The organism is Streptococcus devriesei DSM 19639 (genome assembly GCF_000423725.1).
Taxonomy (GTDB): Bacteria; Bacillota; Bacilli; order Lactobacillales; family Streptococcaceae; genus Streptococcus; species Streptococcus devriesei.
Genome location: NZ_KE384084.1, coordinates 79,517 through 99,993, shown reverse-complemented (window position 1 = coordinate 99,993; position 20,477 = coordinate 79,517). Strand labels below are relative to the sequence as shown.

At 42.9% G+C, this 20,477-nt stretch carries 14 protein-coding genes, 3 tRNA genes and 1 other RNA gene; 4 read left to right on the top strand and 14 right to left on the bottom strand.

Annotated elements, in window-relative coordinates; genetic code table 11:
• Positions 1-51: 51 nt before the first annotated feature.
• A complete protein-coding gene (gene pfkA, locus G573_RS0106590) occupies positions 52-1,065 on the bottom strand; it encodes a 6-phosphofructokinase (protein ID WP_027975966.1) in 1,014 nt (337 codons plus the stop codon).
• An 82-nt stretch (positions 1,066-1,147) separates the two neighbouring features.
• Positions 1,148-4,255 (bottom strand): DNA polymerase III subunit alpha, encoded by a 3,108-nt coding sequence (locus G573_RS0106585; RefSeq protein ID WP_027975965.1) that lies wholly within the window; start codon positions 4,253-4,255, stop codon positions 1,148-1,150.
• Between the two features lie 215 nt (positions 4,256-4,470).
• Between G573_RS0106585 and G573_RS0106580 the strand changes: the two genes are divergently transcribed.
• Genes G573_RS0106580 through G573_RS0106570 form a run of 3 tightly spaced genes read left to right on the top strand, consistent with a single transcriptional unit; the run spans position 4,471 to position 6,359 of the window.
• Complete coding sequence (locus G573_RS0106580; protein ID WP_027975964.1) at positions 4,471-4,842, top strand: GntR family transcriptional regulator; 372 nt, start codon at positions 4,471-4,473, stop codon at positions 4,840-4,842.
• Positions 4,839-5,546: an ABC transporter ATP-binding protein gene (locus tag G573_RS0106575; protein WP_027975963.1), complete on the top strand. Its 708-nt coding sequence runs from the start codon at positions 4,839-4,841 to the stop codon at positions 5,544-5,546. The genes G573_RS0106580 and G573_RS0106575 overlap by 4 nt, the downstream gene beginning before the upstream one ends.
• A gap of 9 nt (positions 5,547-5,555) precedes the next feature.
• Positions 5,556-6,359, top strand: a complete 804-nt coding sequence (locus G573_RS0106570; RefSeq protein ID WP_027975962.1) for a hypothetical protein — start codon at positions 5,556-5,558, stop codon at positions 6,357-6,359.
• Between the two features lie 54 nt (positions 6,360-6,413).
• On the opposite strand, the gene G573_RS0106565 is transcribed toward G573_RS0106570, so the two are convergent.
• Both G573_RS0106565 and ssrA read right to left on the bottom strand, forming a co-directional pair.
• Positions 6,414-7,028, bottom strand: coding sequence for a DUF3862 domain-containing protein (locus G573_RS0106565; RefSeq protein ID WP_037586836.1), 615 nt, complete (start codon positions 7,026-7,028; stop codon positions 6,414-6,416).
• A 48-nt stretch (positions 7,029-7,076) separates the two neighbouring features.
• Positions 7,077-7,425, bottom strand: a transfer-messenger RNA (tmRNA) gene (gene ssrA / locus G573_RS11320).
• A 79-nt stretch (positions 7,426-7,504) separates the two neighbouring features.
• On the opposite strand from ssrA, the gene G573_RS0106560 reads away from it, so the two are divergent.
• The gene (locus G573_RS0106560; RefSeq protein WP_027975960.1) at positions 7,505-8,116 is read left to right on the top strand and encodes a TVP38/TMEM64 family protein; all 612 of its coding nucleotides are present in this window, start codon (positions 7,505-7,507) and stop codon (positions 8,114-8,116) included.
• A gap of 97 nt (positions 8,117-8,213) precedes the next feature.
• On the opposite strand, the gene G573_RS0106555 is transcribed toward G573_RS0106560, so the two are convergent.
• The 10 genes from G573_RS0106555 to parE form a co-directional block, all read right to left on the bottom strand.
• Positions 8,214-8,285: transfer RNA gene (locus G573_RS0106555), tRNA-Arg, on the bottom strand.
• A gap of 80 nt (positions 8,286-8,365) precedes the next feature.
• Entirely contained in the window at positions 8,366-10,270 is a 1,905-nt protein-coding gene (locus G573_RS0106550; protein ID WP_051175724.1) for an ABC transporter ATP-binding protein, read from the bottom strand.
• Positions 10,233-11,966, bottom strand: a complete 1,734-nt coding sequence (locus G573_RS0106545; RefSeq protein ID WP_027975958.1) for an ABC transporter ATP-binding protein — start codon at positions 11,964-11,966, stop codon at positions 10,233-10,235. Before G573_RS0106545 ends, G573_RS0106550 begins: the two co-directional genes overlap by 38 nt.
• A gap of 235 nt (positions 11,967-12,201) precedes the next feature.
• Positions 12,202-13,401, bottom strand: a complete 1,200-nt coding sequence (rpsA, locus tag G573_RS0106540; protein WP_027975957.1) for a 30S ribosomal protein S1 — start codon at positions 13,399-13,401, stop codon at positions 12,202-12,204.
• 132 nt (positions 13,402-13,533) lie between these two features.
• Positions 13,534-13,605: transfer RNA gene (locus G573_RS0106535), tRNA-Gln, on the bottom strand.
• Positions 13,606-13,758: 153 nt separating this feature from the next.
• Positions 13,759-13,839, bottom strand: a tRNA-Tyr gene (locus G573_RS0106530).
• A gap of 59 nt (positions 13,840-13,898) precedes the next feature.
• A complete protein-coding gene (locus G573_RS0106525) occupies positions 13,899-14,129 on the bottom strand; it encodes a DUF2969 domain-containing protein (protein WP_027975956.1) in 231 nt (76 codons plus the stop codon).
• Positions 14,130-14,194: 65 nt separating this feature from the next.
• Positions 14,195-15,256 (bottom strand): branched-chain amino acid aminotransferase, encoded by a 1,062-nt coding sequence (locus tag G573_RS0106520; protein WP_281168704.1) that lies wholly within the window; start codon positions 15,254-15,256, stop codon positions 14,195-14,197.
• Between the two features lie 193 nt (positions 15,257-15,449).
• Complete coding sequence (gene parC, locus G573_RS0106515; RefSeq protein ID WP_027975954.1) at positions 15,450-17,915, bottom strand: DNA topoisomerase IV subunit A; 2,466 nt, start codon at positions 17,913-17,915, stop codon at positions 15,450-15,452.
• Between the two features lie 568 nt (positions 17,916-18,483).
• Entirely contained in the window at positions 18,484-20,433 is a 1,950-nt protein-coding gene (gene parE, locus G573_RS0106510; protein WP_027975953.1) for a DNA topoisomerase IV subunit B, read from the bottom strand.
• Positions 20,434-20,477 lie beyond the last annotated feature (44 nt).

Genomic DNA, 20,477 nt, shown 5'->3' with positions numbered 1-20,477 from the left:
CCCTTATTTTCTGTCAATCATTGATTATTATTTAAAAACTATATCGCAGTCTTAGTGAGCTAAATCACGATTTAAGGCCGCAAAGTCAAGACGTGCTTTGTGCGGATTATTCACAACAATATCGCCTGCTTCTGTCAAGCTAAAGAGGGCACCTTCTTCTGCAGTTCCAAGAATTGGATGCTCAACCAGCTTTTCGTTCTGAATACCAACAGCCAGACCGCCTTTGCCGGCTTTCAGCAATTCAACTGCATGTGCTCCCATCCAAGAAGCAATCACACGGTCACGAGGAGTTGGTGCTCCGCCGCGAAGAATGTGGCCGAGATTTGTCACACGAAGATCGCTGTCATCTCCTGCTTCCTTCATTTTAGCAGCAAATGCATCACCATGCATCACACCTTCGGCAAGAACGATTAAGTGGTGGTTTTTGCCCTTAGTGGCATAGCCGTCTTTAACCTGCGATACAACTTCCTTGATATCGTAATCTTCTTCAGGGATGATAATCTGGTCGGCACCGGCTGCAATCCCAGACCAAAGTGCGATATCTCCTGCATTGCGTCCCATAACTTCAACAACAAAGGTCCGGCCGTGACTGAATGACGTGTCACGAATTTTGTCAAGAGCTTCCATTGCAGTATTAACGGCAGTATCAAAACCGATTGTATAATCAGTTCCGACAATATCGTTATCAATTGTTCCCGGCAAACCGATAGCAGGGAAACCATGCTCGGTCAAGCGCATAGCGCCGTGGTAAGAACCATCACCGCCAATAACAACAACACCTTCAATCCCATGCTTTTTGAGTTGTTCAATACCTTTTAATTGCCCTTCAAGCTTAGCAAATTCAGGATAACGTGCAGATTGGAGGAAAGTTCCTCCGCGGGAAAGGATATTTGACACACCTTTGGCGTCAAGCGGGAAAATATCACCCTCAACCATGCCGGCATAGCCACGATTGATTCCGCAAACTTCCATTCCCTCAGAAATTGCTTTACGAACGACTGCGCGAACAGCAGCATTCATACCAGGGGCGTCACCGCCACTGGTTAAAACAGCAATACGTTTCATTTTGCTTGATACTCCTTTATTTAAATTAACGTTATTATTATAGCACAAACCTTGGTAAAATGTTCACTTTCTTTCCTACTTTTTAGCGAAAAAGCGTTTTCAGCGCATAATTGGCCAGTTTTTCTTCCAGCTCTGAGCTTTTGGCAACAAAATGACGGCTGCTTTGCAAGGTTTCTTTACTTTCTGCATAATGCAGCACAACTGGAATATTTCCGGGATAATCCGCCAAAATGGCAGAAACTTCCTTATCATAGTCATGATTTTGCAGCTTTATCCAAAACTTCTCCGTCAAAGCAGGCTCCAGCTGGTGCAAAATCATCTGCAGGCGCTGATCCCGCTCCTGAATTTTGCCGGTGAAATAGTAGATCGTCTTCTCTGTCAGAATCTGCCTGTATTTCCGATAAACTTCGGGAAAAAGAGTAATATCAAGCTTTTTCTTGGTATCAGTCACACTGAGAAAAGCCATCTGCTCCCCTTTTGACTTTGTTCTGATGATCTTAATGGTATCGATTTGCGCAAGCACAGTGACCTCACTTCCCTCAACAAGATCGCTTATACCCACCAAGTTTTTCGAGGAGTGCTTCGCAATTTCAACCAATGGATGGGGGCTGATGCCTGCTCCGATAATGTCCTGCTCCATCTGGTATTTTTCTGCATTGGTATAATCCTCTTCTTCCAGCCAATTGTAAGAAGAATCCGCAAACAAACTGCCCAGCTCATTGACAAAAGTAAAGAGATGTTCCAAATTCACCACAATTTTTTTTCGGTTCTTTTCAAACTGATCGAACAAGCCGATTTGAACCAGAGGACTGATGATTTCAGTCTTCTGACATTTCTCCGGCATTCTAGTCAGAAAGTCTTCTACACTTGAAAAAGGCCGGTTTTCAATAATCCAATAGGCAAAATCACGCGCTATTCCTTTGATATTTTTCAAGCCTAGGTATATCTGACCCTGGCTTATTTTATCAGAATAGGGAATCGTATTGATGGACAGAGGACCAATTTTAAAATCCGCTTCCAGAGCATTATCAAGGTAGTCACTGCTGGAGTAATTTAGCATAATGTCAAAGAAAACAGCCGGGTAATGCGCTTTAAAATAAGCCATTTGGAAGGCCAAAGCTGAGTAGGCATAGGCATGGCTCCTGTTAAAACCATAGCCTGCGAACTTAGCCATTCTGGCAAATAAATCTTTGGCTACTTTAGGATTTCGTCCGAGATGTTCGGCTCCTGCCAAAAAATCTTTTTCCATCTTTTGCATCTCAGCCGCATTTTTCTTAGACATAGCACGGCGCAGCAAATCCGCCTTTCCCAGTGTGAAGCCCGCAAACACCTGAGCAATCTGCATCACTTGCTCCTGATAAAGCATGATACCATAGGTGGATTTTAAAATAGGAGCAACCACAGGATCGATCAAATCGACTTCTTCCTGACCGTACTTACGCCGAATAAAGTTTTCCGTATAATCGCTGGCACCGGGGCGGTTAAGACTGGTCGTTGCCACGACCTCTTCAAAGCGGGAAGGCTTGATGCGCTTTAACAGGTTGATGGCCCCCGCAGCTTCAAATTGAAAGATGCCTTTGGTATTGCCGGCAGCAAAAAGAGCCAGCGTTTCTTTATCTTCTAAATCAATAGCTCTTATGTCAATAACCTGACCGTATTCCTTAACTACTTTTTCCTGCATCTTTTGAACAAAGGTCAGATTTCTAAGACCTAGAAAGTCCATTTTCAAGAGTCCGTTGGCCTCAACAGCGGGAGCATCATACTGGGTAATCATCATCTCCTCGCCTGCCTTGAGAGGAATGTGATCCGTTAAATTATCATCACTCATTACAATGCCGGCGGCATGGATAGAAGTCTGACGAGGTTTTCCTTCTATTTTTCGGGCAATTTCAAAAGCTCGCTGATATTCAACCTTACTATTAATAATCTGACGAAAGGCTATACTTTTTTCATAGACACTGGTCAGAGTATCACGAAAACTAATCTTTTTAGTGATATTGCTGAGCTCATACTCGGTTGCCCCGAAACGCTTAAAAACATCTCGGATGGCTTGTCTGGCTCCAAATGTTGAAAAAGTGACAATTTGGGCAGAATGGGTTGAGCCATAGCGGTCACGGACATAGCGAAGAAACTCACTGCGGTAAATATCAGGAAGATCAATATCAATATCCGGCATGCTGTAGCGCTCTTCATTGAGGAAGCGCTCAAAAAGGAGATCATTTTTCACAGGATCAATGCCGGTAATATCCAAAGCAAAAGCCACCAGACTCCCTGCTGCAGAACCTCTCCCCATTCCCATATAGTAGTTTTGAAACCGGCCAAAGCGCAGCAAGTCCCAGACAATCAAAAAATAGTCATCAAATCCCATCTTATGAATGACAGTCAATTCAGCCGTCAAGCGCTCCTGATAGTCACTGCCTGTAAGATTTTTAGATTTCAATCCTTGCTGAGCCAGTTCTCTCAGCTCCTCAACAGCCGGCTTATCACGATTAAAACGCGGCAGTTTCAAATCAGTATCAAATTGATAGGAAACCGACCTTACCAGTTTTTCTAAATTCGTGAGACTCTCAGGAAAACGTTGGGCAAAAAGAGCTTCCATCTCATTCTCGGAAAACAGATATTGATTTTTAGCAACCGGCGCCACTTCTCTTAAAGGAAGATTATCTCTGATAGCATGCAGAATCTGCAGCGTTTCTGTTTCAGCATTTTCATAATAGCGCACAGTATAAAGAGGCAGGGTTTTGCGCGTGAAATTCAGCTGCGGCGTATCCGGCCTGACGCCAATATAGAAAGGAAGGGGCAAGTCAATGTTTTCGATTCCTTCAAAATAAGGAACGATAACAGCCACACCTTCCATAAATTCTTCTATGTCAGAAAACAGGTGATGGTCAGTCATTTTTGCTGTTGAAATTTTAAGCAGATTCTGATAGCCCGCTGTATTTTGAGCAATAAAACACATGGTCACCGGCTGTTCATCAGACAGCAGCAAATCCATCTCAAGCCCTAAAATCGGCACTAGATTTTCCCGCTGCGCCAGTTTGATAAAATGAAAGGCGGCATAGAGATTATCCTTGTCCATAATCCCGATATGCGAGTATCCCAGCTCCTTGGCTTTTTTGACGTAAGACTTTAAGTCAATCAAACTATCCATAAAACTATAAACGGTTTTAGTATCTAACTGTGCAAACATAGCCTTCTCCTTAAAATCCTCTTACTTTCTATTATACTATAAATCATTATAATTCTCTTCCCATTCTTTATTCACGATTCTTTAGAAGAGCTTGCCAATTAAAAATCCTTGATTCCTCAGTTTTGCTCCACATCCATGAATTATCCCTTGACATTATTTTTTTATAATTGTATTATATATTTAACACAAGTACACATAATTAGAAGGGAGAAAAGATGGCTTGGAAATTTGATGAAAAATCGCCTATCTATCTTCAGATTGCTAATCATATTAAAATGCAGATTATCAGTCATGAAATCGAGCCCGGTCAGCAGCTGCCGACCGTCAGAGATCTGGCCGAAGAAGCCGGTGTTAATCCTAATACCATGCAGCGTGCTTTTACATCGCTGGAACAGGAGAATATGGTTTTTTCGGTCAGAACATCCGGACGCTTTGTCACAGAAGACTTACAGCTTATTGAGGAGGAACGGCACAAGCTGGCGCAGACAGAGCTCAAAGGTTTTATTGACAAGATGACCAAACTTGGTTTTAGTAAAGATAATCTGGTAACAGTATTAGATCAATATATTAAAGGAGAGTCACAATGACAGAACAACTGCCCCTGCTGCAACTGCATCACATTACCAAAAAATTCGGGAAAAAAGCTGCCCTTGATGATATTTCCTTCAAACTGCCAAAAGGAAAAATTATCGGCTTGCTGGGCCCAAACGGAAGCGGCAAGACCACACTGATTAAACTGGCCAACGGTCTTTTACAGCCAACCTCAGGTGAGATCGTCATTAACGGACTGAGACCTTGTCCTCAAACAAAATCAATGATTTCCTACCTCCCTGATACGAGCTATCTCAGCGATAAAATGCGAGTCAGTGATATTTTGCGTCTGTTTGAGGATTTTTACAGTGACTTTGACAGGCAAAAAGCTGAACAATTATTAGAAGATTTAGCTATCGGCCAAGATGAGAAATTAAAAAATCTCTCTAAAGGAAATAAGGAAAAGGTTCAGCTGATTCTTGTTATGAGCCGCAAAGCGCAGCTCTATATCCTGGATGAGCCTATCGGCGGTGTTGATCCGGCAGCCCGCGATTACATCTTAAAGACAATTATTAATAATTATTCAGAAGACGCTTCCGTTCTCATCTCGACACACTTGATTGCTGATATTGAACAAATTTTAGATGAAGTCATTTTTATCAATCAAGGAAAGATTGTTTTACAGGAAGCTGTCGATGATTTACGTGAAAAATACGCAAAGTCAATCGATCAGATCTTTAGGGAACAATTTAAAGCTTAGGAGGACGCCATGTTTGGAAAATTATTAAAATATGAATTTAAATCAGTCGGAGCTTGGTTTTTCGGCTTGTATGGATTAGCTGTATTTATTTCCTTGGGCTTGGGCGTTTGGTTCAGCCGCAATATCAAGCTTCAAAAGGAGACCAGTTTTAACTCAAATACGCAGGACATTTTACTTTTTGCTTTGTCAAGTGCATTGGTAGCCGTTTTTATTGCTATTTTTATCGCCACCCTATTGATTATCATTCGCCGCTTTTATAATAATATTTTCGGCAGAGAAGGCTATCTGACCTTAACCCTGCCGGTATCAACGCACAAAACGATTTTGGCTAAATTACTGACCGGTTTTATTTGGAATGTCTGCAGCGGCATGATTTTCATGATCAGTGTCTTCCTATTAGCCTTTCCGGCTCTCAAACAATTACAGCCTACGTATCTGGCCGACGTGATGAATGCCGCCAAAGACGCTCTCCTCTCTCCTAAATTTGGATTGTTCGTTCTTCTTTTAATCGTAGGAATTTTCACCAGTATTTTAGAAATTTACTTTGCCATTTCTTTAGGCCAGCTTTTTCAGGATTACCGCGGTTTGCTTGCTTTCGCCTTTTACTTTGTTATCAATCTTACCCGCAGTTTTTTAGATTATCTTGCAACTGGTGCCGGAACTGGTTTGATTAATGCCGTGATTTCGGGCAATAATAGTAATTTTGAAGACTATTATCACCTGACTCTAAATATTATCGTTACTGTCATTTACGGTCTCATTTTCTACTTCGGAACACATTACATTATCAAAAATAAATTGAACATACAGTAAAATTTGCTGCCACAAAAGCAAAGGAGATTAGAAAGACTAATCTCCTTTATTATTTTAGTTTAACCCATTTTGAAATTTATTTTTCAAAAGATCATTTTCAAAATACAATGTAATATCTGCCGATTCGGATTCTGTTTGTAAACCGCTGGTCCAAACTGCCTGAATTTCTGACTTATCCGACGACACAGACTGAGAAAGAACATCAGGCTCGCCCAACTGTTCAATGACTTGCTTGTAACTGGTTCGTGTCTGCAGTTTTTGAAAATCAGACTGAGAAATTTTTGCCTTGCGCTTAAATGAAAAATTGGTGATAGAGCGTGCTACTGTGCTGTTTTGATACAGATGAACGACGATGGCCGCACCATCTCTTTCCCAGGTATAGCTGTCTAAAGTGACTTCACCTGCCGGCTTTTGCTCATGTTTAACGGGCTCACCCAGAAGCTTTTTCAGCTCTTCCAGACTGGTCCCGCCTGTAAAGGCAGTTCTGTCCTCAGAAACTTTTATCTTATTAAAATTTAAACGAAAATCTACGTTCTCCATCTTCATCAGTGCCATCTGCTCAGAAGGCTTTGCTGTCTTTGGATGAGACTCTTTGGCCTGACAGCCCAGCAGCAAAAAACAGCATATACCGGCTGCTCCTGCCTGCAGCACTTTCCGTAACCCCTTCATAATAGCCCAACTTTCCCTTGAAATAAAAAAACGCCTATGCGTTTTCGTTTATGGAGCCGGTGGGAGTCGAACCCACGTCCAAACACCTGCCAGCTTATTTGTCTACAACCATAGGCTATGTCTTGATTTAACTAAGAAACGATACACAGCTCAAATCTTTCCTCAGCGAGTCTATCAATCTCTTTTTAACCAGCTAGACAATGGTCAAACGTAGCTTGCTTATCATAAGACTTCCGCCGAAACACAAGCAATTTCGAGAAAGTCACACAGGCTGGTTTTTAGGCAGCTACTGCGTAAGAATTTGTATTTTTTGCAGTTATATTTAACTGGCATTTTTACATCTGCCGATGGGTCGCAAAATAAGCCGCATAATGCCTGTCGAATCCGTAACGACCCCGAAGCATTATCCGTGAAAATAGTATAGCAAAATACAGAAAAAATAGCAAAAAAATACCCTAATATGTTATCATAATATTATGAAAATGAAATTAAGCAGGCGCTACCTGATACTTCAAAAGTTTATCCAGATTCTGGGAATTCTAGCTTTAATTGCTTCTGCAATTCTCGTCATCTGGTTCTATAAATTGGGCATTTTAAATGACAGCAATGCCTTAAAAGATCTGGTCCACCGTCACAGAGTTATAGGACCCTTAATTTTTATACTCGTTCAGATTTTCCAAATTGTTTTTCCCGTCATTCCAGGCGGCGTTACTACGGTTGCCGGATTCCTAATTTTCGATACCTGGCTTGGTTTCATTTTAAATTACATTGGTATTATCATCGGCAGCGTCATGCTTTTTCTTCTGGTTAAATGGTTTGGCCGAAAATTTATTCTGCTCTTTATGAAAAAAGAGACTTTCTATAAGTATGAGGCCAAATTGGAAAGTGATACCTACGAAAAGCTCTTCATTTTTTGTATGCTGTCTCCGGTTTCGCCAGCCGACATTATGGTCATGATTACGGGTTTAACCAATATGACCCTCAAACGATTTACAACGATTATTGTTATCGCGAAGCCTTTATCCATTATTTCTTACAGTTATTTTTGGATTTACGGCAGCAAGTTCTTAGAACATCTTTTTAAATAATATCTTTTTAAATAATACGCTCATAAAATTCTCCCCTATATGCAAAATGAGTCTGGAATACATTTTCCAGACTCGTTTGCTGTTTATTTATCAAAAATCCACCTTGAGGGAATCGAACCCCCATCTCAAGAACCGGAATCTTACGTGATATCCATTACACTAAAGGTGGACAACACTGATAATTATACCATAGTTTTACCGATTTGGCTGCAAATTAGTAAAATTATTTTGTCCATTAATCAATGTTTTTTAATCCAGTTCCAAACCACCTGTGTAGAGACGATAGTAAGTTCCTCTTTGCTTCATCAGTTCTTCGTGGTTGCCGTGCTCGATAATGCGTCCGTGATCCATGACCATGATCAGATCTGAATTAACAATAGTTGACAGCCGGTGGGCAATGACAAAAACAGTCCGCCCTTCCATCAATTTGTCCATACCGTCCTGCACCATTTTTTCCGTTCGGGAATCAATAGACGAGGTTGCTTCATCCAAAATAAGTACCGGAGCATTAGCTAAAGCTGCACGGCCAATGGCAATCAGCTGCCGCTGACCGTTGGACAGGCTGGCACCGTCTGATTTCAGCAGGGTGTCATAACCATGATCCAGATGGTGTACAAAACTGTTAACATTAGAAATGCTGGCTGCTTCTAAAATTTCTTCCTGAGAAGCATTTTCACGGCCATAGGCAATATTTTCAGCAATTGTTCCTGTAAATAAATGAGTGTCCTGAAGAACAATGCCCAAGGATTTGCGCAGCGAAGCCTTCTTTATCAGCTTGATATCAATACCGTCATAGGTGATAGAACCCGACTGAATATCATAAAAGCGGTTAATCAAATTAGTAATGGTTGTTTTCCCGGCTCCTGTAGCTCCGACAAAGGCGATCTTTTGGCCTTGCTTGGCTTCAAGATTGATATCGTAGAGAATTTGATTTTTGTCATCATAAGAAAAATTCACATTCCTAAAATTAACGTTGCCGACCAAAGGCACTAAGGCAAAGCCGCCATTTTCACGCGGATGCTTCCAAGCCCAAAGATTGGTCTCCTTATCGGTCACTGTCATCTGACCGTCAATCAGTTCATAATTGACCAAGGTAACAATCCCGTCATCCACTTCTTCTTTTTCATCGAGCAAGCGGAAAATACGGTCCGCACCGGCCAGAGCCATCAAGACAAAATTCAGCTGCTGCGATACCTGAGCAATCGGCTGCGTAAATGACTTGGTCAGCTGTAAAAATGAGATTAACCCGCCGATCGTCAATCCGCCCAGTCCGGAAATGGTGAAAGTTCCTCCGATAATAGCTACCAATACATAAGACATATTCCCCAGATTTGCAAGGGTAGGCATTAGGATATTGGCATAGGCATTAGCTTTATAAGAGGCTTCGAAGAGTTCCTCATTGATGGCATCGAATTTTTTAGCAGATTCCTGCTCATACACAAAGGCCTTGACGACCTTCTGACCGGCCATCATCTCTTCTATATAGCCATTTTCAGCCCCTAGATTTTTTTGCTGCTGGCCAAAATAAAATTTAGATTTGGCAGAAATTGTGCGGATAGCAATTACAATGATGACAATCATTGCAGCAACTACCAAAAACAAGAGCGGGCTTACCAGTAGCATCGATACAGTCACACCGATAATAGTAATGGATGACGCCAAAAGCTGCGGGAGAGACTGCTCAATAGCCTGACGCAGGGTATCAATATCATTAGTATAAACGGACATGATATCACCATGCTGATGCTGATCAAAATATTTAACAGGAAGCTTTTGCATGCGGGCAAAGAGCTGATCTCGCAGCGTCCGCAGAGTATCCTGGCTGACAATAGCCAAAATCAAACTAAAAGCATAGTTAGCCAGTACACCTGCTAAGCAGAAAATGCCCAAACGAACTAAAAAGTAAAACAGCGGGGCAAAGTTTTTATCCTTGCTCTGTGAAATGGGGATAATATAATGATCAATCAAGGTTTGAATAGAAGCTGTCAGATAGACCGTTGCCAAAGATGAAACAACAATTAAAAGAAAGGAAATCAGCAAGCGCAGTTTATATCTCTGCCAGATGTAGATGAAAACGCGGCGGATAGAAGCCCAAGAATTATCGGGTTTTCGCTGTTTAGTCATCTTGGTCACTTCCTTTCGTTTGGGTTTCATATACTTCCTGATAGATTTTATTGGTCTGCAGTAACTCCTCGTGACTGCCTAAACCATTAATTTTTCCGTCATCTAGGACAATAATCCTATCAGCATCTTCAACAGATGAAATTCTCTGAGAAATAATGATTTTAGTTGTCCCCTGAAGACTGGCAGCTAAGCCCTGCCGGATTAACTGGTCAGTCTTAGTATCAACAGCTGACGTCGAATCATCTAAAATCAAAATCTTAGGATTGGTCAGCAAAGCGCGGGCAATACACAAGCGCTGCCGCTGTCCGCCGGACACATTAGCTCCGCCGCGCTCAATCATCGTATCATAGCCGTCCTTAAACTGGGAAATAAATTCATCTGCCTGCGCAATTTTACAAGCGGCAACAATCTCTTCATCTGTCGCCTGTTTATTGCCCCAGCGCATATTTTCTTTGATTGTTCCGGAAAACAGGACATTGGTTTGTAAAACCATGGCAACCTTGCGCCGAAGAGCATCTAGATCATAGTCGCGGACATCTCGGCCACCGACCTTGACAGAACCGGCATCAACGTCATACATCCGTGCCAGAAGCTGAACGAGACTGGATTTACCAGAGCCTGTCCCGCCTAGAATTCCAATCACTTCTCCAGATTTGATTGAAAGATTGACATCGTTTAAAACCAATTTTTCTTCAGACGTTTCATAACCAAAATCAACATGTTCAAATGTGATAGAGCCGTCTTTTACCTCTGTCAGTCCGTTTAGAGGTGAGACGATCGTTGCCTGTGTCGTCAGAACCTCTGAAATCCGCTCAACCGATGCCATAGATATGGTCAGCATGACAAAAATCATGGTAAACATCATCAGTGATATCAAAATCGTTATCGTGTAGGAAAACATGGAAGTCAGCTCACCTGTCGTAAATTCCTTAGCAACAATCAAATGAGCGCCTATCCAGGAAATCATAATGAAGGACGAATACATGGACAGCATCATCGCAGGATTATTGATGATGACAATGCGGATAGCCTTGACAAACATTCCATAAATCTTGCGGGAAGCTCCTTGAAATTTCTTGGTTTCTTCTTCCTCTTTCACATAAGATTTTACGACCCTCATATTGGTAATATTTTCCTGAACACTGGAATTCAATTCATCGTAAGCATTGAAAACTTTTCGAAAAAGCGGGAAAGCAAATTTTAATACGACAGCCAAAATAAGAGCCAGAAACAAAGCGACATAAACAAAGATCATGGCCATTTTAGCATTGATAAAAAAAGAGACGCTGATGGCAAAAATCAGATTGAGCGGTGCCCGCACGCAGACGCGAATAATCATCTGATAGGCATTTTGAACATTGGTGACATCAGTCATCATCCGTGTTACCAAACCGCCCGCTGAGAAATGATCGATATTTTCAAACGAAAAAGTCTGCACCTTATTATAGAGAGCCCGTCTTAAATTTTTAGCAAAACCGGCAGAGCCAAGTGCCCCATAGCGAGCAGACTGCATGCCACAGGCCAAAGACAGCAGAGCCAAAACAACCATGAGCAGGCCATACTTGGTAATGTTTCCCATATCCTGCTTATTGACACCGTAATCAATGATGTAAGACATCAAAAAAGGCAGAGCAATCTCAAAAATGACTTCAAAAAACATGAACAATGAGGCCAGCAAAGACGGTTTCTTATATTCTTTAATTTGAGCCAGTAAAGGTCTAATCATCCACTTCCTCCTTATCAAAAATCTTGTTTACCTTATCCTAAAATGAAAAGGGCAGGCTTTTTTAACTAGCAGCTCCTAGTAAGCATCTCAAACTTATAAAGACTATGCCATTTTAACATGAGACGCTGTCAGCTCTTTGATTGATCAAAAAGCAAGTCAAACCATGCTAACCATTGGAGCAAAAAAGGACTGGAAATACTAGTTTTCCGGTCCTATAGAAAATTCTATATATGAATTACAATTCAATATCACCAAACAAGTCAGCCATTGAGAATCCAGTTTGTGTTTCTGGAAGTTCATAGTCTTGTCTATCCTGACGTTTTGGACGGCGAGGACGTGATTGACGTTTTTCACCGCTGTTTTCATCCTGAGCTGGGCGCTCTTCAAGAGCCTTGATTGAAAGTGATACACGTTCATCAGCAGTGTTAACATCAAGAACTTTGACAGTAACATCTTGACCGACTGAAAGAACATCTTTTGGATTTTCAACACGTTTGTGTGAAATCTGTGAAATGTGAACCAAACCGTCAATACCTGGAAGAACTTCAACAAAAGCACCAAAGTCTGTCAAACGTTTAACTTTGCCTTCGATAACATCGCCTGCAGCAAGTTTTTGTTCAACACCATCCCATGGTCCAGGAGTTGTCGCCTTAAGAGAAAGTGACACACGACCTGCTTCTTCATCGATAGCAAGAACTTTAACTTGAATTTCTTCACCGACTGTGACAACTGATTTTGGTGATACATTGCGGTCATGTGATAATTCGGTAACGTGTACCAATCCGTCAACTCCGCCAAGATCGATGAAGGCACCAAAACTTGTCAAACGAGCAACAGTACCAGTAACAATATCGCCAACAGCAAGTTTTGAGAAGACTTCTTTGCGAGCTTCTTCTGCTGCTGCTTCAACAACATCACGGCGTGAAAGGATGAAGCGATTTTCTGCAGGATCAACCTCTTTGATTTTAGCTTCAAACTCTTGACCGACAAATTTTTCGGTGTTGCGTACAAAACGTGTATCAATCATTGATGCTGGAATAAAGCCACGCAATCCTTCAAACTCAACTGAAAGTCCGCCTTTAACAGCACGTGTTCCCTTGACAGTCACAACTTCGCCTTCGCGGCCGACAAGTTTGTCCCAAGCTTTGCGAGCTTCCAGACGTTTTTTAGAGACAAGGAAAGTCACTGTATCTGTATCTTTTCCGACAACTTGACGAAGAACAAGCACTTCTACTTTATCGCCCGGTTTAACCAAATCGTTAATATCAGCATTACGATCATTAGTCAGTTCGCGAAGTGTCAATACAGCTTCAACACCTGTTCCATCAATAACAAGGTTTGCCTGTTCACCATCTACAGTTAAAACTTCTGCAGTAACAACATCACCTGGATTTACTTCACTAACACTGTTTAGCAAATCTTCAAATTCATTCATTCTAAAAAAACCTCCGACAAGAAATAAGCAATTTTATCTCTTGATAACAATATATTTTCACAAGGTAACCCGCAAGGACAAACAACAAGGCGCATATCTCTGACGGCCTTAGACTTGGTCTAATACCTCTGACTGGGGTAGCTGGATTCGAACCAGCGCATGAGGGAGTCAAAGTCCCTTGCCTTACCGCTTGGCTATACCCCAAACTAAATCATTCGCACTCAGAAAACTCGTAAAACGAAGTTGAACACGACCTAAAATCCTAGTGAAAAAGACAAACTTCCTAGCGTTTTTAGCAACGCTTCGTCAGTTTTCTATTTTCATACGGATTTTTTAACGGTCTTTGTATCCTGAGTATGGAAGGGGAGGGATTCGAACCCCCGAACCCGAAGGAGCGGATTTACAGTCCGCCGCGTTTAGCCTCTTCGCTACCCTTCCAGTGACAACTAAAGATTAGTTTATCATAATCTTATGTCAAAATCAAGCCTTTTCTTAGTTTAGTTATTCAAATTATAGGCCTCAATGACTGCTTCCACGGCAGCTTCTAAATTTTTATGAAAATCGACGGCCTCACCGTTTTTAACAGCCGCATACTTTTCGTCAATTTCAGCAATTTCGCCGATAACTCTTTTACCGACTGTCAGCTGATAGCCTGTCATTTTCGCACCATTGACTTCGACTTGAGCGTCGCTAATCTGGATTTCAATTTTCTTATCTTTTTTACGCATAATTTACCTCTCAAATATTTTACACAAAAAAAGAAAAGCTTGCAAGAGCAAGCAAATTTTTCTTTTTAGTCATTGACCTTGTAAATCCATCCTTCCGGTGCTTCAACATCACCAAACTGAATACCCGTCAATTCATCATAAAGTTTGCGCGTTACAGGTCCTACTTCTGTTTCACTGTAGAAAACATGGAAATCATCGCCGTGCTGAACACCGCCGATCGGTGAGATAACGGCTGCTGTTCCGCAGGCACCTGCTTCAACGAATTTGTCCAAATCATCAATTCTGACATCACCTTCGATGGCCTTCATACCGAAACGTTCTTTAGCCAAATAAAGAAGGGAATATTTAGTAATAGATGGCAGGATGGACGGGCTGAGCGGTGTAATAAACTCATTGTCCTTTGTAATACCAAAGAAGTTGGCTGAACCCACTTCTTCAATCTTAGTATGGGTAGCCGGATCAAGGTAAATAACATCTGAGAACTTGTGATCCTGAGCGACTTTGCCCGGCAGAAGACTGGCTGCGTAGTTGCCGCCGACCTTAGCTGCACCCGTTCCGTGAGGAGCTGCACGGTCGTAATCATCCTGAATCAGGAAATTAGTCGGTGCCAGACCGCCCTTGAAATAGTTGCCAACCGGCATAGCAAAAACGGTAAAAATATATTCACTGGCCGGATGAACACCGATAACATCACCAACTCCGATTAGCAACGGACGCAGATAAAGTGTCGCACCGGTACCGTATGGCGGTACATAGTCATCATTGGCGCGTACCACTTGCTTCACAGCGTCAATAAATTTATCAGTTGGTACCTGAGGCATTAAAAGGCGATCAGATGTCCGCTGCAGACGCTCAGCATTCATATTAGGACGGAACAATTGTACAGAACCATCTTTGGTGCGGTAGGCTTTGAGTCCTTCAAAAGCCTGCTGACCATAATGAAGAGCCGGTGAGCTTTCTGAGATGTGAAGGGTTGCATCTTCTGTCAGTTTGCCGTCGTCCCACTTGCCATCTTTATAATAAGAGATGTAACGAAATGGAAGCTTGTGGTATTCAAATCCAAGGTTTTCCCAGTCTAAATCTACTGTCATGTTAAATTCCTCTTTCTTCCTTTTTTCTTTTTCTATTGTACGCTTTTCCCAAAAATTTTCAAGTATTTTTTGTAAAATTCTGAAAATTTCTTAAAAAAATAAAACCAGACAGTCAAATGACATCTGCTGCCTGGCTTTTTAAACATTATTTTAAAAGATTTCAAGCCTTATTTTTTATGAGAGATTTGTTTTATCTGTTATCGGTTTATAGAACCATACAGGCTGTTTTTTAGTATGCTTTTATTCTGGCAGAAAGCACTCCTTCATCGGAAATGGTATCTGAAATGAAGCTGCCGTTGCTGGTGCGCTCAGACAGGGACAATTCAGCCAGATTGACGTCGTAAGCTGCCAAAGTCTGTGAGGTGACCTCAAGAACTTCTGCTTGCCCACTGCCAGGATCTGCTGTCGTAAACAAATCAAGCTCCCCTGCTTTTGTCTCAGAAAAAACTGGTCCGGCCGCAAAGACACGGTGAGGTTTACTCTTAAGCTCACGCAGCACCTGCAGGCCTCTTTTAGCCCGGCTGGTTACTGGAATGTGGCTGAGCGCCATCCGCTTGAGGCTGCCTCGCTGGGTCAGAATATACATGCTGTCCGTATTAGCGATAAAGGCACTGGCAACATAATCGCCATCTTTGAGATTAACAGCTTTGACACCTGCAGCCTTAGGCCCTACAATCGGTACTTCCTCAATATTGAAACGCAGAGCGTAACCTTTGTTGGTAACCAGCATGACATCATCCAGTTTAATTGGTGAGATGGCGGCGATGCAATCGTCATCATTTTTTAATTTAGCATACTTGACAGATTTTGTTTTATAGCTGCGCCACGGGGTCAGCTCCTTGCGCTCGAAACGCTTAATTTGCCCCAAACGGGTAGCCGCATAGTAAGTGCCTTCTTCAAAATGATCCACCAAATCAACGTAGAGAATTTCTTCATCTGTGGCAAAATTTGTAACCGTCTGACTGAGGTGTTCACCGATTTCTTTCCAGCGAATATCTGCTAATTCATGAATAGGCCGGTAAATGACATTGCCCAAGCTGGTAAATAAGAGCAGGCTTTGAGTTGTCTTGGCATTTCTAATAAAGACAGCATCATCATCGTCACGCTTGCCCAACTCATCAACCGTTGACGCATTGAAAGAACGCGGGCTGGTGCGTTTGATATAGCCGCCGCGGGTAACACTGACGAAGGTTTCTTCCTCAACAATAAGGCTGGCTGTATCAATTTCTATTGTCTGCGCCTCAGCCTGTAATTCAGTCAGACGCGGGCTGGCAAATTTCTTTTTGACCTCACGCAGCTCGCGCTTCATGACATTGTACATGGTGCGCTCATCACCAATGATAGCAGACAGAGTCGTGATTTGTTCACGCAGAGCCGCGTCTTCTTCTTGCAGGGTCACAATATCGGTATTGGTTAAGCGATACAGCTGCAGGGTGACAATCGCTTCGGCCTGCTCCTCGGTAAAGTCATAGCTGATTTTAAGGTTTTCTTTGGCATCAGCCTTGTTCTCAGACGCACGGATAAGGGCGATAACCTCATCCAAAATAGATAAGACTCTGATGAGGCCTTCAACGATGTGCAGGCGCTTTTCTGCCTTTTCCTTATCAAATTTAGATCGGGCAACAATAATATCTTTACGGTGGGCAATGTAACTGGACAGCATGGGAATAATACCGACCTGACGCGGTGTGTAGTTGTCAATAGCCACCATGTTAAAGTTATAATTGATCTGCAGATCCGTATATTTGAAGAGATAATTCAAAATAGTCTCTTGGTCAGCATCCTTTTTGAGCTCAATAGCAATGCGCAGACCGTCACGGTCAGATTCGTCGCGGACTTCGGCAATGCCGGGAACCTTGTTATTAATACGGACATCGTCAATCTTTTTGACTAGCACAGCTTTGTTCACTTCATAAGGGATTTCCGTTACGACAATCTGTTGTTTACCGCCTTTGAGGCTTTCAATCTCCGTACGCGAGCGAACAGCCACACGTCCCTTGCCAGTTTCGTAAGCTTTGCGGATTTCCTCTTTGCCTTGGATAATGGCTCCTGTCGGAAAATCCGGACCGGGCAGAAATTCCATAAGCTTTTCCAGCTTGGCCTTTGGATGGTCAATCATGTAAACGACCGCATCAATAACCTCAGCTAAATTGTGAGGCGGAATATCCGTTGCGTAACCTGCTGAAATCCCAGTTGCACCATTGACGAGGAGATTTGGGAAAGCAGCCGGCAAAACAGTCGGCTCTTTCTCCGTATCATCAAAATTCCAGGCCCAGGGCACGGTGTTTTTGTCAATATCCTGCAGCAAGTAGCCTGCAATTTCTGACAGACGCGCCTCTGTATAACGCATGGCAGCTGCGGGATCACCGTCCATAGAACCGTTGTTGCCGTGCATTTCAATCAGGGTCTCGCGGTTTTTCCAGTCCTGGCTCATGCGCACCATGGCATCATAGATGGAGCTGTCACCGTGCGGGTGGAAGTTCCCCATGACATTCCCGACAGATTTGGCAGACTTGCGGAAGCCTTTGTCATGCGTATTGCCATCTTTATTCATGGAATAAAGAATGCGGCGCTGAACGGGCTTAAGCCCATCACGAATATCAGGCAACGCCCGCTCCTGAATGATATATTTGGAGTAGCGGCCAAAGCGCTCTCCCATGATATCCTCTAAGGATATGTTTTGTACATTGGACATAATTAAGATACAAAGGGACCTTTCGGCTTGCCGAGATTTTTCCGTAAAAAATGCCGGAACTGACGACGTGTCCTTGGACACTAGGAAATTACCGATTTTTCTAGGAAAAATAGTCCCGTGTTTAGTTAGACTGACTAACTAAACAATCCTTTCTTATTATTTATAATTCCTTTTTCTTGTTTGATGCTTTTCTTAAATGGCACAGACGGCAAAACCAAACGCCAAGGCTATAAGCTCTTGACTAGGTTTTGCATTAGATTGCCGTTAGAAATAGTATCGATTTCTAACGGCAATCGTCACAGCGACCTGCTTTGCAGCTCCCTTCCTAACTTAAGAGCCAAAGTCTCTCAAATCCCCTCGAAGATAATCGTTCTACGACGGTGAGAAAGCGAAACCAATTATATTTTGTTTTCGACCTAGTATAGGTATTAATGATTCGATAAAATGACGACGGTCAATTTAAAAAATCGATTATTTTTTTGAATTGACCTAGTGAGGGGCTTAGCAACAAGCTATAGTCTGTTGCGTTTTGAAAATAGATGCTTTAGCATCATTTTCAAATAGCCAATCAAAACACCGTACTCTCTTCCAAGGTAAACTTGACATTGTCTTCGATCCATTTGCGGCGGGGTTCGACCTTGTCGCCCATGAGGACGGAGACGCGGCGTTCGGCACGCGCCAAGTCTTCAATGGTAACGCGGATGAGAGTGCGGCTGTCAGGGTTCATAGTGGTTTCCCAGAGCTGGTCGGCATTCATTTCGCCTAACCCTTTGTAGCGCTGAAGGACAGCCCCTTTGCCGAACTTCTTGCGCAGGTCTTCCAGCTCCCCGTCAGTCCATGCGTATTCCACCACTTCTTTAGCCCCCTTGCCTTTGGACATTTTGTAGAGCGGCGGCAGAGCAATGTAGACATGGCCTGTTTCAACCAGCGGCCGCATATAGCGGTAAAAGAAAGTGAGCAGCAAAGTTTGGATATGGGCACCGTCCGTATCAGCATCGGTCATGATAATGATTTTATCGTAGTTGGAGTCTTCCACCTTGAAATCGGCTCCGACACCGGCTCCAATGGTATAAATCATGGTGTTGATTTCTTCGTTTTTGATGATGTCTGCCATCTTAGCCTTAGCAGTATTGAGAACCTTGCCGCGCAGAGGCAGAATTGCCTGAAATTTCCGATCCCGTCCTTGCTTGGCTGATCCGCCGGCAGAATCTCCTTCGACCAAGTAGAGTTCATTTTTCTTAGGATTTTTGGACTGAGCCGGGGTCAGTTTGCCGGATAGCAGCCCCTTATCTTTTTTACTTTTCTTACCGTTGCGGGATTCATCACGCGCCTTGCGAGCTGCTTCTCTGGCATCTCTGGCCTTAATGGCCTTACGGACAAGATTGGAAGCCAGTTCCCCATTTTCCATGAGGAAGAAAGTCAGCTTATCAGAAACCAAGCTGTCAACAATGGGACGAGCCAAAGGACTGCCCAATTTATCCTTGGTCTGCCCTTCAAACTGCAGGTGCTCTTCCGGAACCAAAATAGACAGTACCGCAGACAAGCCTTCACGGTAATCAGAGCCTTCTAAGTTTTTATCCTTTTCTTTCAGCAGGCCGGTCTTTCTGGCATAATCATTCATGGCCTTAGTAATGGCAGACTTGAGCCCCGTTTCATGGGTTCCGCCATCCTTGGTCCGAACATTATTAACAAAAGACAGGATATTATCCGAAAAACCGTCATTGTACTGCAGAGCAACTTCGACCTGAAAATCGGACTCTTCGCCCTCAAAGTAAATCACCGGCGTTAGTGTTTCCTTGTCTTCATTGAGGTACTCAACAAAGTCCTGCACACCATTTTCATAATGAAATTCCACATGCTGTACTTCTTCCGGACGCTTATCTGTCAGTGTCAGCGTCACATTTTTGAGCAGGAAAGCAGACTCGTTCAGGCGCTCAGCAATCGTATTGTAAACAAAATCAGTTGTTGAAAAAATACCCGCATCCGGCATAAAAGTAACCTTGGTGCCAGATTTCGATTTCGGCGCTGTGCCGACCTTTTTTAAGGTTGTTGCCGGTTTGCCGCCGTTTTCAAAGCGCTGCTTATAAACCGTGCCGTCTCGCGTAATTTCAACTTCTAACCAGCTGGACAAGGCATTAACGACAGAAGAGCCGACACCGTGCAGACCGCCAGATGTCTTGTAGCCGCCCTGGCCGAATTTGCCGCCGGCATGGAGGACTGTAAAAATAACTTCCACGGTAGGAATCCCCATGGCGTGCATTCCTGTCGGCATGCCGCGGCCGCTGTCAGAAACGGATAAGGATCCGTCTTTATTAATCGTCACATCAATGCGCTCACCAAATCCTGACAGGGCTTCATCAACTGCATTGTCAACAATTTCCCATACCAAATGGTGCAGGCCGGTGCCGTCAGTTGATCCGATATACATTCCCGGACGCTTGCGGACAGCATCCAGCCCTTCCAATACCTGAATGGCATCATCATTGTAATTATTGATTGTAATTTCTTTCTTAGCCAAAACTGACCTCCGATTATTTCATCTTTTTTATCTTACAAGTTTTT